The sequence below is a fragment of the Streptomyces sp. NBC_00328 genome, from assembly GCF_036139655.1.
Classification (GTDB): domain Bacteria; phylum Actinomycetota; class Actinomycetes; order Streptomycetales; family Streptomycetaceae; genus Streptomyces.
On record NZ_CP108013.1, the window covers coordinates 2,473,058 to 2,488,026 of the forward strand.

The 14,969-nt window shown below is 72.1% G+C and carries 13 protein-coding genes; 7 read left to right on the forward strand and 6 right to left on the reverse strand.

What is annotated here, in order from left to right:
* Window positions 1-20: 20 nt before the first annotated feature.
* The 3 genes from OG485_RS10820 to OG485_RS10830 are packed head-to-tail and all read right to left on the reverse strand — an operon-like array spanning window position 21 to window position 3,642.
* Window positions 21-812, reverse strand: coding sequence for a 3-oxoacyl-ACP reductase (locus OG485_RS10820; RefSeq protein WP_328667849.1), 792 nt, complete (start codon window positions 810-812; stop codon window positions 21-23).
* A complete protein-coding gene (locus tag OG485_RS10825; RefSeq protein WP_328667850.1) occupies window positions 809-2,218 on the reverse strand; it encodes an aldehyde dehydrogenase family protein in 1,410 nt (469 codons plus the stop codon). The genes OG485_RS10820 and OG485_RS10825 overlap by 4 nt, the downstream gene beginning before the upstream one ends.
* A gap of 53 nt (window positions 2,219-2,271) precedes the next feature.
* Window positions 2,272-3,642 carry a glutamine synthetase family protein gene (locus OG485_RS10830; RefSeq protein WP_328667851.1) on the reverse strand — a complete coding sequence of 457 codons (1,371 nt, stop codon included), beginning with the start codon at window positions 3,640-3,642 and terminating at the stop codon, window positions 2,272-2,274.
* 77 nt (window positions 3,643-3,719) lie between these two features.
* Between OG485_RS10830 and OG485_RS10835 the strand changes: the two genes are divergently transcribed.
* Window positions 3,720-4,457, forward strand: coding sequence for a FadR/GntR family transcriptional regulator (locus tag OG485_RS10835; protein ID WP_326788808.1), 738 nt, complete (start codon window positions 3,720-3,722; stop codon window positions 4,455-4,457).
* A 142-nt stretch (window positions 4,458-4,599) separates the two neighbouring features.
* The gene (locus OG485_RS10840; RefSeq protein ID WP_328667852.1) at window positions 4,600-5,301 is read left to right on the forward strand and encodes a gamma-glutamyl-gamma-aminobutyrate hydrolase family protein; all 702 of its coding nucleotides are present in this window, start codon (window positions 4,600-4,602) and stop codon (window positions 5,299-5,301) included.
* A gap of 154 nt (window positions 5,302-5,455) precedes the next feature.
* On the opposite strand, the gene OG485_RS10845 is transcribed toward OG485_RS10840, so the two are convergent.
* The gene (locus tag OG485_RS10845; RefSeq protein WP_328667853.1) at window positions 5,456-6,379 is read right to left on the reverse strand and encodes a LysR family transcriptional regulator; all 924 of its coding nucleotides are present in this window, start codon (window positions 6,377-6,379) and stop codon (window positions 5,456-5,458) included.
* A gap of 95 nt (window positions 6,380-6,474) precedes the next feature.
* Here OG485_RS10845 and OG485_RS10850 point away from each other — a divergent pair, with 95 nt between their 5' ends.
* The 4 genes from OG485_RS10850 (at window position 6,475) to OG485_RS10865 (ending at window position 11,679) form a co-directional block, all read left to right on the forward strand.
* Complete coding sequence (locus OG485_RS10850; protein WP_328667854.1) at window positions 6,475-7,632, forward strand: TDT family transporter; 1,158 nt, start codon at window positions 6,475-6,477, stop codon at window positions 7,630-7,632.
* 392 nt (window positions 7,633-8,024) lie between these two features.
* Window positions 8,025-8,894, forward strand: a complete 870-nt coding sequence (locus tag OG485_RS10855; RefSeq protein ID WP_328667855.1) for a HalD/BesD family halogenase — start codon at window positions 8,025-8,027, stop codon at window positions 8,892-8,894.
* A gap of 104 nt (window positions 8,895-8,998) precedes the next feature.
* On the forward strand, window positions 8,999-9,859 hold the full coding sequence (locus OG485_RS10860) for a class I SAM-dependent methyltransferase (RefSeq protein WP_328667856.1): 861 nt from the start codon (window positions 8,999-9,001) through the stop codon (window positions 9,857-9,859).
* A 59-nt stretch (window positions 9,860-9,918) separates the two neighbouring features.
* Window positions 9,919-11,679, forward strand: a complete 1,761-nt coding sequence (locus OG485_RS10865; protein ID WP_328667857.1) for a choline/carnitine O-acyltransferase — start codon at window positions 9,919-9,921, stop codon at window positions 11,677-11,679.
* Window positions 11,680-11,761: 82 nt separating this feature from the next.
* Here the strand turns inward: OG485_RS10865 and OG485_RS10870 are convergent, their stop codons facing one another.
* Window positions 11,762-12,481: a helical backbone metal receptor gene (locus tag OG485_RS10870; protein WP_328667858.1), complete on the reverse strand. Its 720-nt coding sequence runs from the start codon at window positions 12,479-12,481 to the stop codon at window positions 11,762-11,764.
* Window positions 12,482-12,574: 93 nt separating this feature from the next.
* Window positions 12,575-13,156, reverse strand: a complete 582-nt coding sequence (locus tag OG485_RS10875) for a helix-turn-helix domain-containing protein (RefSeq protein WP_326788800.1) — start codon at window positions 13,154-13,156, stop codon at window positions 12,575-12,577.
* Window positions 13,157-13,955: 799 nt separating this feature from the next.
* Between OG485_RS10875 and OG485_RS10880 the strand changes: the two genes are divergently transcribed.
* A complete protein-coding gene (locus OG485_RS10880) occupies window positions 13,956-14,894 on the forward strand; it encodes a 5'-3' exonuclease (protein ID WP_328674305.1) in 939 nt (312 codons plus the stop codon).
* The last annotated feature ends 75 nt before the right edge of the window (window positions 14,895-14,969 follow it).

Below are 14,969 nucleotides of genomic sequence, written 5' to 3' on the forward strand. Positions count from 1 at the left end.
GGACCGTTCGCGCGTGCGGGCTACAGCGGTGTGACGTAGGCGCCTGAAATGCCCCCGTCCACAAGGAAGTCGGTGGCGTTCACGAAGGAGGAGTCGTCGCTGGCGAGGAACGCGACGGCCGCCGCGATCTCGTCCGCCTCGGCGAACCGGCCGACCGGGATGTGAACGAGCCGGCGCGCGGCCCGCTCGGGGTCCTTGGCGAACAGCTCCTGGAGCAGTGGGGTGTTGACCGGTCCGGGGCACAGGGCGTTGACCCGGATGCCCTCCCGGGCGAACTGGACGCCCAGTTCACGGGACATGGCCAGGACACCGCCCTTGGAGGCCGTGTACGAGATCTGGGACGTCGCCGCGCCCATCCGGGCCACGAAGGAGGCGGTGTTGATGACGGAGCCCCTGCCCTGGCGGCGCATGTAGGGGATGGCGGCCTTGCAGCACAGGTAGACGGAGGTGAGGTTGACCTCCTGGACGCGCTTCCATGCCTCCAGTCCCGTGTCCAGGATGGAGTCGTCGTCGGGCGGCGAGATGCCCGCGTTGTTGAAGGCGATGTCGACCGAGCCGTAGGTGTCGTACGCCGTCCTGAACAGGGTCTCGACCTGTTCGGGGTCGGTCACGTCGACCTTGACGAAGGTGCCGCCGACCTCCGCGGCCACGGCCTTCCCGTGCTGTTCGTCGATGTCGCCGCAGACGACGTGGGCTCCCTCGGAGGCGAGCCGGCGCGCGGTGGCGAGGCCGATGCCGCTGGCGGCGCCGGTGATGACGGCGGTGCGGCCCACCAGGCGGCGGCAGATGATCTCGGGGGTGTCTGAAGTCACTGTGCGGGACCCTCCGTGCTGATGAAGACGTTCTTGGTCTCGGTGAAGGCGGTGAGGGCGTCCGGGCCGAGTTCGCGGCCGATTCCCGACTGCTTGAAGCCGCCGAAGGGGGTCCAGTAGCGGACGCTGGAGTGGGAGTTGACGGACAGGTTGCCGGCCCGGACGGCCTGGGAGACGCGCAGGGCGCGGCCGACGTCGCGGGTCCAGATGGAGCCGGACAGGCCGTAGTCGGTGGCGTTGGCGAGCCGGATCGCGTCGGCCTCGTCCTCGAAGGGCAGCACGACGGCGACGGGGCCGAAGACCTCCTCGACCGCCACGCGCGCGCCGGGGTCGACGCCGGTGAGGACGGTGGGCGCGAACCAGAAGCCGGGGCCCTCGGGGGCCTTGCCCCGGATGCCGGGCGCGTCGGCGTCGACGTAGGACCGTACGCGTTCCAGCTGAGCCCCGGAGATCAGCGGGCCCATCTGGGTCCGCTCGTCGGAGGGGTCGCCGACGACGATCGACTCGACGGCCGGGGCGAGGAGTTCGAGGAACCGGTCGTGGACGGAACGCTGGACGAGGATGCGGGTGCGGGCGCAGCAGTCCTGGCCGGAGTTGTCGAGGAAGGACATGGGGGCGGCGGCCGCGGCGGCCTCGATGTCGGCGTCGGCGAAGACGATGTTGGGGCTCTTGCCGCCGAGTTCGAGGGTGACGCGCTTGAGGAGGGCGGAGCCCTTCGCCAGCACCTGCTTGCCGACGGCGGTCGACCCGGTGAAGACGATCTTCGCGACGCCGGGGTGTCCGACGAGCGCGTCGCCCGCGACGGGACCCGCGCCCGGCAGCACCTGGAAGAGGTGTTCCGGCAGTCCTGCCTCCAGGGCGAGTTCGGCCAGCCGCAGTGCCGTGAGCGGGGTCGTCTCGGCGGGTTTGAGGATGACTGCGTTGCCCGCGGCGAGGGCGGGTGCGGTGCCCCAGGCGGCGATGGGCATCGGGAAGTTCCAGGGCGCGATGACGCCGACGACGCCGAGCGGTTCGAGAAGGGTGATGTCGAGACCGCCGGGGACGGGGATCTGACGGCCGGTCAGCCGCTCCACTCCCCCGGCGGCGTAGTCGAGCAGATCGCGGACGTTGCCCGCCTCCCAGCGGGCGTTGCCCAGGGTGTGGCCGGCCTCGCGCACCTCCAGGCGGGCCAGTTCCTCGATGTGGCCGTCGACGACGGCCGCGAAGCGGCGCAGCAGCCTGGCCCGGTCGGCGGGCGCGAGGGCGGCCCAGCCGGCCTGCGCCCGGCCGGCCCGGACGACGGCGTCCGCCACGTCCTGGGCGGTGGCGGCCGGGACGGTGGCGACGACCTCTTCGGTGGCCGGGTCGAGCACCTGGAGTTCGTGGTCGTACGGGGCCGAGGTGTACGGGTACGACGGGCGCGGCACGTCCGGGTGCGATGCGTGCGGCTGCGATGCGTGCGGGTGCGGCAAGGGTGTCCTCACAGGCGTTCGAAGGAGCGGCGCAGCTCCCAGTCGGTCACCGCGGCGTCGAAGGCCTCCAGTTCGACGCGCGCCATGTTGCGGTAGTGCTCGACCACCTCGTCGCCGAAGGCGGCCCGGGCGATCGGGCTGTTCTCCCAGAGCCCGGCGGCCTCGCGCAGGGTGGTGGGGACGTGCGCGTACTCGGCGGTGTAGGCGTTGCCCGAGCACGCCTCGGGCAGCTCCAGCTTCCGCTCGATGCCGTACAGACCGGCCGCCACGAGTCCGGCGACGGCCAGATGCGGGTTGACGTCGCCGCCGGGCAGCCGGTTCTCGAAGCGCATCGACCGGCCGTGGCCGACGACGCGGAGCGCGCAGGTGCGGTTGTCGTGGCCCCAGGCGACGGCGGTCGGGGCGAAGGAGCCGGGCTGGAACCGCTTGTACGAGTTGATGTTGGGCGCGTAGAGGAGGGAGAAGTCGCGCAGGGCGGCCAGTTGTCCGGCGAGGAAGTGGCGCATGACCTCCGACATGCCGCCCGGGTCCTGCGCGGAGCCGGCCATCACGTTGGCTCCGTCGGCGTCGGCGAGCGAGAGGTGGATGTGGCAGGAGTTGCCCTCGCGTTCGTTGTACTTCGCCATGAAAGTGAGGGAGACGCCCGCCTGGGAGGCGATCTCCTTGGCGCCGGTCTTGTAGACGGCGTGCTGGTCGCAGGTGACGAGTGCCTCGTCGTACTTGAAGGCGATCTCGTGCTGGCCGGGGTTGCACTCCCCCTTGGCGGACTCGACGGTCAGGCCCGCGGCCTGCATCTCGTTGCGGATGCGGCGCAGCAGGGGCTCGACGCGTCCGGTCCCGAGGACCGAGTAGTCGATGTTGTACTGGTTGGCCGGGGTGAGTCCCCGGTAGCCGGTGTCCCAGGCCTGCTCGTAGGTGTCCTTGAAGACGATGAACTCCAGCTCGGTGCCGACCTGGGCTGTGTAGCCGAGCGCGGCGAGGCGTTCGAGCTGGCGGCGCAGGATCTGGCGGGGCGCGGCGACCACCGGGGAGCCGTCGTTCCAGGCGAGGTCGGCGATGAGCAGGGCGGTGCCGGCGTTCCAGGGAACGCGCCGCAGGGTGGCGGGATCGGGGTGCATGGCGAAGTCGCCGTAGCCGCGGTCCCAGGAGGACATGGCGTATCCGTCGACGGTGTTCATGTCGGTGTCGACGGCGAGGAGGTAGTTGCAGCCCTCCGTGCCGTGCTCCAGGACCTCGTCGAGGAAGAAGGCCGCGGCGAACCGCTTGCCCTGGAGCCGCCCCTGCATGTCGGGGAAGGCCAGGACGACCGTGTCGATGTCACCGGCCTCGACCAGACGGCGCAGTTCTTCGACGGAGAGCGGGGGTGTGCGGTCTGCCACCGGAAAAGCCTCCTTGGGTCAGCCGAGGGCCATAAGGTATTGCGGAGAACCATTGCTTGGGAAGGGGGCGCGACCTGATGACGCGGGCGCAACCCGACCGCGGCACGGACGACCGGCTGACGCCGGTCCTGCGGCCGGTGCGGGCGGGCAACGGCTTCGAGGAGGCACTGGAGCAGATCCTCCAGATCGTCCGGCTCGGCCTGGTGCCGGGCGGTGGCCGGCTGCCCTCGGAGCGGGAGCTGGCCGAGCGGCTCGGCATCAGCCGGGTGACGCTGCGCGAGGTCCTGAAGGTGCTCCAGGACCAGGGTCTGGTCGAGTCGCGGCGCGGCCGGTACGGCGGCACCTTCGTGCTGGCGCGCACCGACACACCGGGCGAGCACGAGCTGCGCCGCCGGGTGGCCGCGGTCGACATCGAGGACGTGCTGCGCTTCCGTGAGGTCCTGGAGGTGGGCGCGGCCGGGCTGTGCGCGGCACACGGGCTCGACGCGGAGCAGGCCGGGCGCCTGCGCGAGGCGCTGGAGCGCACGAACGACGCCCCGCTGGCCGACTACCGGCGCCTGGACACCAGGCTCCACCTCACCCTCGCGGAGTTGTGCGGCTCCCCTTCCCTCACGGAGCGGTACGCGGCCGTCCGCGCCGGGGTCAACGACCTGCTCGACTGCATCCCGCTGCTCGTCCGCAACCTGGAGCACTCGCAGCGCCAGCACACCGCGATCGTCGAGGCGGTGCTCGACGGGGACGCGGACGGCGCGCGGGAGATGATGCGGGAGCACTGCGCGGGCACGGCGGCCCTGCTGCGGGGATTCCTGGCGTGAGCGGGACGCGCGGGTCCCGGCGCGAGAGGGGGCGCCGCGTGGAGTCCCGCGTTGCGCCCCTCGCGCCGTAAAGGTATGAGATCTTTCCATTGGCGTCGCCGTTCATGGGCGCCGTGGTGACCCGGATCCGAGGGAGTAGCGCGTGGGCAGGCCGCTGATCGGTGTGAGTACGTATCTGGAGGTCGGGGCACGCTGGGGCGTGTGGGAGCTGGAGGCCGCGCTGCTGCCGGCCGGCTATCCGCGGCTCGTGCAGCGGGCGGGCGGACTCGCCGTGATGCTGCCGCCGGACGATCCGGCGCTGGCGCGCGAGACCGTCGCCCGGCTCGACGCGGTGGTCGTCGCGGGCGGCCCCGATGTCGATCCCGCCCGGTACGGTGCCGAGCGCTCACCGCGTACGGGCCCGCCCGCCCCCGAGCGCGACGCCTGGGAACTCGCCCTGATCCGGGCCGCGCTGGACTCCGGCACCCCGCTGCTCGGCATCTGCCGGGGCCACCAGCTCCTGAACGTGTCCCTCGGCGGCACGCTCGTCCAGCACCTCGACGGGCATGTGAAGGACACCGGCGTCGTCGGGGACCACGAGGTGATCCCTGTTCCGGGGACGCGGTACGCCGGTCTCGTACCGGAGCCGTGCGCCGTGCCGACGTACCACCATCAGGCGGTGGAACGTCTCGGGGACGGTCTCACGGTCGGCGCGCACGCGGCCGACGGCACCGTGGAGGCGATCGAGCTCCCGGGCCCCGCCTGGGTGCTGGGGGTCCAGTGGCACCCGGAGATGGGAGACGACCTGCGGGTGATGCGGGGCCTGGTCACGGCGGCGTCGAAGTTCAGCCCGTCCGGCGATTGAGGTGCGGGGCGCAGGCTTTCCCGCCGGCGCCGGAAAGTCTCAGCACGTCCGGCGATTGAGGACAAGGCCGTTCAGGCCGGAGCGGGGGTCCGGGGGCGGCAGCCTCCGGGTACGGGACGGGCAGGGGCGGAGGGGGCGAAAAAAGCCTGCGCCGCTACGCCCCCCGCGTCAGCGAGAGCAGGTCGCGGGCCGGGCCCGTGGGCCGGTGCCCCGTCGGCCAGACGGCCCGCAGGGCGCGGGTGAGCTGCACGTCGGCGAGCGGGATGCCCACCAGGCGGTGGGCGGACAGCTCCTCACCCAGGGCCAGCTCGCTGAGCACGGCGGGTCCCGCGCCGCTGACGGCGGAGGCCTTGACCGCCGTCGTCGACGACAGCTCGATCAGCGGGCGCGCGAGCCCTCCGAGCGCGGAGTCGAGGACCTGACGCGTGCCCGACCCCTCCTCGCGCAGGATGAGCGGCGTGGCCGCCAGCTCCGCCGCCGCCAGGGGCGCCCGGCGACGCGCCCAGGGGTGTCCGGGCGCCGTCACCACGATCAGCCGGTCGTGCGCGATGACGGTGGCGTCGAGACCGGACGGCACCGAGAGCCCCTCGACGAACCCGAGGTCCGCCTCCCCCGTCAGGAGCCGCTCGGCGACGCCGGCGGAGTTCCCGGCGAGCAGGGACACGGCCGTGTCGGGACGCTGGGCGCGCAGGGCGATCAGCCAGCCCGGCAGCAGGTACTCGGCGATGGTCATGCTCGCGGCCACCCGCAGCCGGGAGTCGCGCCGGTCCCGCAGCGCCTGCGCCCCCGCGTCGAACGCCTCGGCCGCGTCCACCACCCGACGGGCCCAGTCCGTGACGAGCGCCCCCTCACGGGTGAGCCGGGACCCGCGCGGCGAACGGTCGACGAGCGCCACCCCGAGCAGCCGTTCCATGGAACGGATACGGCTGCTGGCCGCCGGCTGGGTGATCCCCACCTCACGGGCGGCGCGCCCGAGACTGCCGAGGCGCGCCACCGCCAGCAGCAGTTCCAGTGCGCCCAGATCGGGTACCCGGTGCGCGATCCCGGCGCCGGGCCGGTCCTCAGCACCGCTACTCATGGCGATCCTCAGCGCTGCTGCTCATAAAGCCAGCTTATGCCGTCATAGGCGCGCACTCCCTGGTGGGGAACCCGCGGCGGCGCGACGGTGGTGTCATGGTCACCGCAGCCCAGCCCTTGTCCGCCCATCAGGCGGGAACCCTCCCCGACACGAGAACCCCCCGTGTCCCGGGAAACCGCGCCGTCGCCGCTGTCCGGCATCTCGGCCCGAACTGGTACGCCTCCGTGATGGGCACCGCCATCGTGGCCACGGCGGGGGCCGGGCTCCCCGTCGACGTGCCGGGCCTGCGCACCGCCTGCACCCTCGTGTGGGCCCTCTCGCTCACCCTGCTGGTGGCGCTGCTCGCCGCCCGCGCCCTGCACTGGACGTACCACCGCGACCAGGCCCGCGCCCATCTCCTCGACCCGGCCATGGCCCCCTTCTACGGCTGCCTCTCGATGGCCCTGCTCGCCGTGGGCGGCGGCACCCTCCTGGTCGGCCGGGACTGGATCGGGACACCGGCGGCCGTCGCCGTGGACACCGTCCTGTTCACCGCCGGGACGCTGATCGGACTCGTCGCCGCCGTGGCCGTCCCGTACCTCATGGTCGTCCGGCATCGCATAGAGCCCGGACAGGCGTCCCCCGTGTGGCTGCTGCCGATCGTCGCCCCCATGGTGTCGGCGGCCGTCGGCCCGCTCCTCGTTCCGCATCTGCCGACCGGCCAGCCCCGGGAGACCCTGCTCCTCGCCTGCGTCGCGATGTTCGGGATCAGCCTGCTGGCCACCTTCGTGATGCTGCCGGTCATCTTCGCCCGGCTCGTCACGGCGGGTCCGCTGCCGCTCGCGCTCACCCCGACCCTGTTCCTGGTGCTCGGCCCGCTGGGCCAGTCGACGACCGCGGTGGGCAAGTTCGCGGACGCCGCGCCCGGAGTGGTGCCCGCCCCCTACGACCAGGGCTTCGCGCTCCTGGCCGTGCTCTACGGCGTCCCCGTGCTGGGCTTCGCGCTGCTGTGGCTCGCGCTGGCCGTCGCGATGGTCGTACGGGCCCGCCGCGAGGGCATGGGTTTCGCGATGACCTGGTGGGCGTTCACCTTCCCGGTGGGCACCTGTGTGACCGGCGCGGAGGGCCTGGCCCGGCACACCGGACTGGCCGCCTTCGAGGTGCTCGCCGTCGCCCTGTACGTCCTGCTGGTGACCGCCTGGTCGGTGGCCGCCGTCCGCACGGCCCACGGCCTGATCAGCGGCAAGCTGCTCGCGGCGCCTTCGCGGACGTAGCCTCCCGCGGCCGCCTTGCCACGCCTTGGACGACGCCCTGCCCTTCGGACGATGAGAATCCGGAGGGCAGGGTTTCCCGTCGGGGGCATCGGCATACTCGTCCGAGTTCCGGGCGGATGCCGTCGCGCCGTACCACGCCGGTCCGGGTGGAACGTAGACGTCGGTGACCAGGACCTGCTCACAGTGGGGCAGTGCGACGCGTCACAGACAACACCGCGGCGCTGTGGGAACTTCAAGTGCCCTTCCTGTCAGCCGAGTTACTGAAGAGGCGCGTGTGAGGTCCGGCCGACCGCACGGAGCGCGTCGCTCGTCCCGCGCGTGCGCAAGAGGTGGAACCGCGGGCCGGCGAGGGAACCGACGAGAGGGGCGGCCCCGCATGTGGAGAGGATCGAATGCGTTCTTCGGAATCCCTGACCCTTGATCAGTTGGTGGACACGGCCCGCTATCCCCTGTCGGAACTCGCGAGCCCCCGGGGACAGGCCGTGGTCTCCCGTGCCCGGCACGACCTGTCGGCTCTCGGCTGCACCGTGCTGCCGGACTTCGTCCGCCCGTCGCTGCGCGATGTGCTGCGGCAGGAGTGCTCGGCCATCGCCCCCCGGGCGCACCACGACGTCGAGACGGTGAACGTCTACAACATCGCGGTGGACTCGGCGCTGCCGGAGAACCATCCCGGCCGGAGGACCTTCGAGCGGGGTAACGCGTTCGTCGCGCGGGACCGCATCCCCGCCGACTCCCTCATCAGCCGGCTCTACTCCGACCTGACGTTCCGGCACTTCATCGCCCGCTGCTTCGAACTGCCGGAACTGCACGAGCTGGCGGACCCGCTCTCCGGGCTGGTGCTCAACGTCGTCGCGCCGGGCATGGAGCACCCCTGGCACTTCGACACCAACGAGTTCACCGTGAGCATGCTGACCCGGCAGGCGCAGGACGGCGGCGTCTTCGAGTACTGCCCGAACATCCGGACCGCGCGGGACGAGAATTTCGACGACGTCCGGGACGTGGTGGACGGCCGGGGCGAACGGTTGACCCGGCGCCTTCCCCTCCAACCGGGTGACCTGCAGTTGTTCAAAGGGCGCTACTCGCTGCACCGGGTGAGCCCGGTGCGCGGCGAGGTCGCGCGCCACTCCGCGATATTCGCCTACAGCGAGCGCCCCGGCGTCATCGGGAGCGTGGAACGGACCCGGCAGCTCTTCGGCCGGGTGCTGCCCGAGCATCTGGCGGCCGAGGGCAGGGCGGTCCGCGGCGACCGGCTCCTGGACTAGCGGACGGCGGGAACGCGCAGTCGCCGCAGTCCGTCTCCCCTCCTTCCCCCTCCCCCCTCTCTCCCCCTCCTTCCCCCTGCTCGATCCACGGAGGAGTAAGCCCTGTGCGTTTCGACGTGACCGGAAAAGTCTCACTCGACCACATCTACGACCAGCCCGACCCGCGAACCTATTTCAGGGCGCTGCGCCCGCTCGACTACGGCGTTCCCCAGCAGGCCAAGCCCTACTTCGCCAAGTTCATCACGGAGTACCGGGAGTCCCGGCACGTCGCGGTACCGAAGGTGCTGGACATCGGCTGCTCGTACGGGATCAACGCGGCCCTGCTGAAGTACGACGCGACCATGGACGAGCTGTACGCGCGCTACGGCGACGAGGAGCGTGCGGGTGAGAGCCGCGAGACTCTGCTGGCCCGCGACCGGGAGCTGGCCCGCTCACGCCAACCCCCGCAGGCCATCAGCTTCGTGGGCCTCGACACCTCCGGCAGCGCGCTGTCCTACGCGCTCGAGGCCGGGTTCCTCGACGCCGTGGTGCACGCCGACCTGGAGCGGCACGAGCCCACACCGCGACAGCGCGCCGAGCTCTCGGGTACGGACCTGGTGATCTCTACGGGCTGCGTCGGCTATGTCACCGAGCGGACGCTCACGCGAGTCGTCCGGGCGCAGGGCGTCCGCCGGCCCTGGATGGCGCACTTCGTGCTGCGGATGTTCCCCTTCGACCCCGTCGAGCGCGCTCTGGCAAGTCTGGGCTACCGGACCGTCCGCGTCGACGAGGTGTTCAGACAGCGACGGTTCGCCTCCCCGCAGGAGCAGGCGCTCGTGCTCGACAGCATGTCGGCCGCGGGGGTGGATCCACGGGGCCTGGAGGCGGAAGGCTGGCTGTACGCACAGCTCTACCTTTCCCGGCCGCACAACGACATCACAGGTCCGCGCACAGGTACCGACGATCCGAATCGAGAACAGAGTTGACAACCAGTCAGGACGCGTCAGACAACCCGGCCTTCGCCCAGGAGGACAGCCTCCCGCGCGTGCCGCTGCCTACGCTGGACGCGAGCTGCGAGAGGTTTCTCGCGTGGTGCACGCCGCTGCTGACCGCCGGCGAGCGGTCGGCGACCGAGGCGGAGGTGGCCGCCTTCCTCCGGCCCGGCGGCCCGGGCCGGGTGCTGCATGCCGCGCTGGAGGAGTACGACGCCACGGAGGGCGTGCACAGCTGGCTCGACGACTTCTGGCCGTACCGGTACCTGGGCCGCCGGGACCGGATCGCCCTCAACGCCAACTTCTTCTTCCTGTTCAAGGACTCCGGCCAGGCACAGGTGGAACGGGCGGCCGGGCTCGTCGCCGGGGCCCTCAACTACAAGCGGCAGCTCGATCAGGGGCTGATTCCGCCGGTGGTGCAGCGCGGAGCACCTCAGTCGATGGTGCAGAACAAGTTCCTGTTCTCCAGCACGCGTATCCCGGGGGCGCCCCAGGACACCGTCCGCGCCCCCCACACCGAGGAGTGGCCGGGCCCGTCCGGGGCGAGGCACGTCGTGGTGTTCTTCCGGGGCGGCATGTTCCGGCTGGACGTGCTGGGTCCCGACGGCGTCCCGCACAGCCTGGACGACATCGAGGCGGGGCTGCGCGCCGTGATGAAGGCCGACCCGGCCGGCGCGGACACCTCGGTGGGCCACCTCACCACCATGGCCCGCGCGGAGTGGGCGGCCGCCCGGGAGTCCCTTCTCGCCTGCCACCCCCGCAACGCCGAAGCCCTGGACGATGTCGAGACCGCGCTGTTCTGCGTCGCTCTGGAGGACTTCGCCCCCGCGGACGTCCAGGACGCCTGTGACCAGCTGCTGTACGGCGACCGCGGCAACCGCTGGTTCGACAAGGCCGTGTCGTTCGTCGTCTTCGCCGACGGACGGGCGGGCATCAACGTCGAGCACTGCGAGCTGGACGGGACCACGATCCTCACCTTCACCGACGCCCTGCTCGACACTCCGGCCGAGGAGCAGTCCCGGCAGTCCGGAGCCCGCTCCCAGGGGCTGCCGGCAATGGAGCCGATCGTGTTCGCCCTGGACGACGCGCTGCGGGACCAGGCGCGCTCCGCCGCCGACGCGTTCGCGGCGTACGGGGAGAACACCGCGACCAGCACGCTGTCGTTCGCGGACTTCGGCAGCAGCGCGGCCAAGGCGTTGGGGGTCTCGCCGGACGCGTTCGTCCAGGCCGCCTACCAGCTCGCCCACCAGCGCGCCAAGGGGCACCTGGGCGCCACGTACGAGTCGATCGCCACGCGGCAGTACCGGCACGGGCGGACCGAGGCGATGCGCGTCGTCACCACCGAGATGCTGGCTTTCGTGGCGGCGATGGAGGACCCGGCGGCGGACGCGGACGCCCGGCGCGCCGCGTTCCGGGCGGCCACCCAGGCCCATGTGGCGCGCGCGAAGGCGTGCCAGGCCGGGCAGGTGCCGGAGCAGCACCTGTGGGAGCTGGAGCTGATCCAGCGCCGGCGGGGGGCCGAGCTCGGGGTGACCGAGCAGCCCGCGCTGTACCGGACACCGGGCTGGCTGACCATGCGGGACGACTACCTGAGCACGAGTTCCGCGCCGTCCGTCAACATCCAGTACTTCGGCTTCGGGTCGACCAGCAGCCAGTGCATCGGTGTGGCCTATGTGCTGCTTCCCGACCGGTTCAACCTCTACCTGAGCACGCCGGAGCCGGTCGCCGCGCAGATGCGGACGTTCGCCGACCGGCTCCGGGAGGCGCTGGACGAACTCCGGGAGCTGCTGGCGGCAGAGGGGCCCAAGGACTGAACGGACCCCGCCGCCGGACCGGAACTCCCCGTCGGGAACCCCGGTCCGGCGGCCCGGACGGCTCCAGCGGCCGAGCCTGTGGTCACGGCACTGCTGCCCGCAGGGCTTCCCCGAGCCGCGCCGGCGCCTCGGCCAGTGACGGTCCGTACCAGGTCAGCAGGCGGCCGTCGACCAGGGCGCAGGGAGTCTCCGCGAAGGATTCCGGCCCGTCGTCGGCAGTGAAGCGGTACGGCTCGTCGGGCAGCACGACGAGATCGGGGACCGCCGCGGTCAGCTCGGTGAGCGGGACGCGGGGGTAGCGCTCCTCGTGGCGCGCGTAGACGTTGTCGACGCCCAGCCGGGCGAGCACGTCTCCGGCGAAGGTGTCGCGGCCCAGCACCATCCAGGGCCGGCGCCACACCGGCACGATCGCGGTCCTGCGGCGGTCCGGGGCGGCCGGCTCGGCCCAGGCGGCCTCCGCCGCGTCCAGCCAGCGCGGACGGCCGCGCGCGCCGCAGGCGGCGAGCACCCGGTCCAGCTCGCGAAAGGCCCCCGGCACGTCCCGCACCTCGGTGACCAGCACCTCGATCCCCGCATCCCGCAGGGCGGCCAGATCCGGCTCCCGGTTCTCCTCCTCGTTGGCGACGACGAGATCGGGCCCCAGCCGCAGGACGGCCTCGACGTCGGGGTTCTTGGTTCCCCCGATCCGGACGACGTCCAGGTCCGCCGGGTGGCTGCACCAGTCGGTCGCGCCGACCAGGACGGCGGACACGGACACGGCCACGGCCTCCGTCAGCGAGGGCACGAGGGACACCACCCGCATCGCCGTCCGCCTCTCCCGCGCCGTCCTGTCTCCCGCCATCCTCTCCCGGGCCGCCCGCGCCCGCCCGGTCCGGCTCCCCGTCGTCCGCGCCGCTCAGCGCTTGCCGAAGGTGTGCCGGTCCTCCACCGCGTCGATGTGGTCGGCGACCTCCACGACGACGACCCGGGTGTCCGGCACGGTGGCACGCCAGCGGTGCCGCACACCGCCCGTGAGGTAGAGGGTGTCGCCCCGTCCCAGCCGATGGGCACGCCCCTCCGCCTCGACCTCGACACCGCCGTCGGCGACGTACATCAACTTGTCGTTGCGGTGCTGGAGTTCGCGGGCTTCCTCGTGGTCGCCGGTGAACTCGGTGGCGTGCAGCTGGTGGTGACCGCGCACCAGGGGGCGCGTGTGGGCTCCGGGAGTGAACTCGGCCCCGGCGTCGGCGCGCACGACGTCGACACTGCACGCCGGGTCGGCGGCGGCGAGCAGATCGACGGCCGTGGTGCCGAGGGCGTCGGCGACCCGCTCCAGGGAACTTCGGCTGGGCCGGGCCCGCTCGTTCTCCACCTGGCTGAGAAAGGGCACCGACAGGCCGCTGCGTTCGGCCACGACGGCGAGGGTGAGCCGCAGTGCCCGGCGCCGTCGCCGTACGGCCGCACCCACCCGAAGGGGCTGTTCTTTGTGGTCGCCCATCGCTCCGGCTCCCTCCCTCGCGTCGTCGGTCCGCGAACCGTGCGGATTTCCGGCCCGCCGCTTCTGTTGAGTTGTTTGCACCCTACGCATGTTCGGCAAACCGTTTCATGGACCCGTCACATCGCTGTCACTTCGAGGGAGTGTGAGGGTTACACTTCGCGCCACCGCGCGAGCCGTCGCGCGCCTGGCGCCGCCGCCCCTTCGCACGGGGCAAAAGGGCCGATCACGGGGGCGGGACACCCTGCCCGGACCCTTCGCCGACGCGATCATGACCTGAACTGCCTTGCCCCGGCGCGCAGTTGCCTGTCGGGGCGCCGACCGGGGGCGCGTGGTGGCGGTCGGGTTCGGCCGGGACCGCGCGCACGGAGCTGATGTGCGGCGAACCCCCGGAACGGCGCCGGGGAACGGCCGGTTCGACGGACGCGCGGCCGGCGTCGTGGCCCGGATCGCGTCGGCGGGGTGCGGTCGCGGACCTCGGCACGGTTGTCCGGATCCTTCCCGTACGCCAGTACGCGACCACCGGCGGCTCCGCCCGCGCGTGCGGACCGGCGGCCGCCCCGGGGAAGTCCGCGGGCCCGGGGAACGCGACGAGGCGTGGACGGCTCGTCCGGACTCAAGCCTGGATGACACAGGTGCCTCCCGTCGGGGCAGGGGAACACGCTGGAGGGATGATTTCCGTGCCCCCGGCTGCCATTGACGGTTGAATGCACAACCGCGTTCGTCCAGTGGCCGCGCTGCCGCCGCCCACCCGGAGCGAACACGGGAGTGGTCCAGGTCACTGTCAGTGGCGTACGGCATGATGCGGAAGGTGACACTTCCGACGCGACGACTCATGCTCCTCGACACCGCCTCGCTGTATTTCCGCGCCTATTTCGGCGTGCCGGAATCCGTGAAGGCCCCGGACGGCACACCGGTGAACGCCGTGCGCGGACTGCTGGAGTTCATCGACCGCCTGGTCAAGGACCACCGTCCGGACGATCTGGTGGCCTGCATGGACGCGGACTGGCGTCCGCAGTGGCGGGTCGACCTGATCCCGTCGTACAAGGCGCACCGGGTCGCGGTGGAGACGGAGACCGGCCCGGACCAGGAGGAGGTGCCGGACACGCTCTCCCCGCAGGTGCCCGTCATCGAGGAGGTCCTGGACGCGCTGGGCATCGCGCGCGTGGGCGTCGAGGGGTACGAGGCGGACGACGTGATCGGCACGTTCACCGGTCGCGCCACCGGTCCGGTCGACATCGTCACCGGCGACCGCGACCTGTATCAGCTCGTCGACGACGCGCGGGGGGTGCGCGTGCTGTATCCGCTCAAGGGTGTCGGCACGCTCCAGCTCACCGACGAGGCCTGGCTGCGCGAGAAGTACGGCGTCGACGGCCCGGGGTACGCGGATCTGGCACTGCTGCGCGGCGACCCGAGCGACGGGCTGCCCGGAGTGCCCGGCATCGGCGAGAAGACGGCGGCCAAACTGCTCGCCGAATTCGGTGACCTGGCCGGCATCATGGCCGCGGTCGACGACCCGGAGGCCAGGCTGACGCCCTCGCAGCGCAAGCGGCTCGACGAGTCACGGCCGTACATCGCCGTGGCGCCGACCGTCGTCAAGGTCGCCGGGGACGTGCCGCTTCCCGAGGTGGACACGGCGCTGCCGCACGCGCCGCGCCGTCCGGCCGCGCTGGACGAACTGGCCGCGCGCTGGGGACTGGGCGGCTCGCTGCACCGTCTGCTCACGACACTGCGGGTCTAGCCGATCACGACAGTGCAGGTACAGCTGAACCGTTCTGACATGACTGCTACCGGTTCATCCGTGGATATTGCACAG

Excerpts from the sequence above, each read along its gene's own strand:
- OG485_RS10835 (WP_326788808.1), top strand. The coding sequence starts at position 3,720 with ATGACGCGGGCGCAACCCGACCGCGGCACGGACGACCGGCTGACGCCG.
- OG485_RS10845 (WP_328667853.1), bottom strand. The coding sequence starts at position 6,379 with ATGAGTAGCGGTGCTGAGGACCGGCCCGGCGCCGGGATCGCGCACCGG.
- OG485_RS10850 (WP_328667854.1), top strand. The coding sequence starts at position 6,475 with ATGGTCACCGCAGCCCAGCCCTTGTCCGCCCATCAGGCGGGAACCCTC.
- OG485_RS10855 (WP_328667855.1), top strand. The coding sequence starts at position 8,025 with ATGCGTTCTTCGGAATCCCTGACCCTTGATCAGTTGGTGGACACGGCC.
- OG485_RS10870 (WP_328667858.1), bottom strand. The coding sequence starts at position 12,481 with ATGCGGGTGGTGTCCCTCGTGCCCTCGCTGACGGAGGCCGTGGCCGTG.
- OG485_RS10875 (WP_326788800.1), bottom strand. The coding sequence starts at position 13,156 with ATGGGCGACCACAAAGAACAGCCCCTTCGGGTGGGTGCGGCCGTACGG.
- OG485_RS10880 (WP_328674305.1), top strand. The coding sequence starts at position 13,956 with ATGCGGAAGGTGACACTTCCGACGCGACGACTCATGCTCCTCGACACC.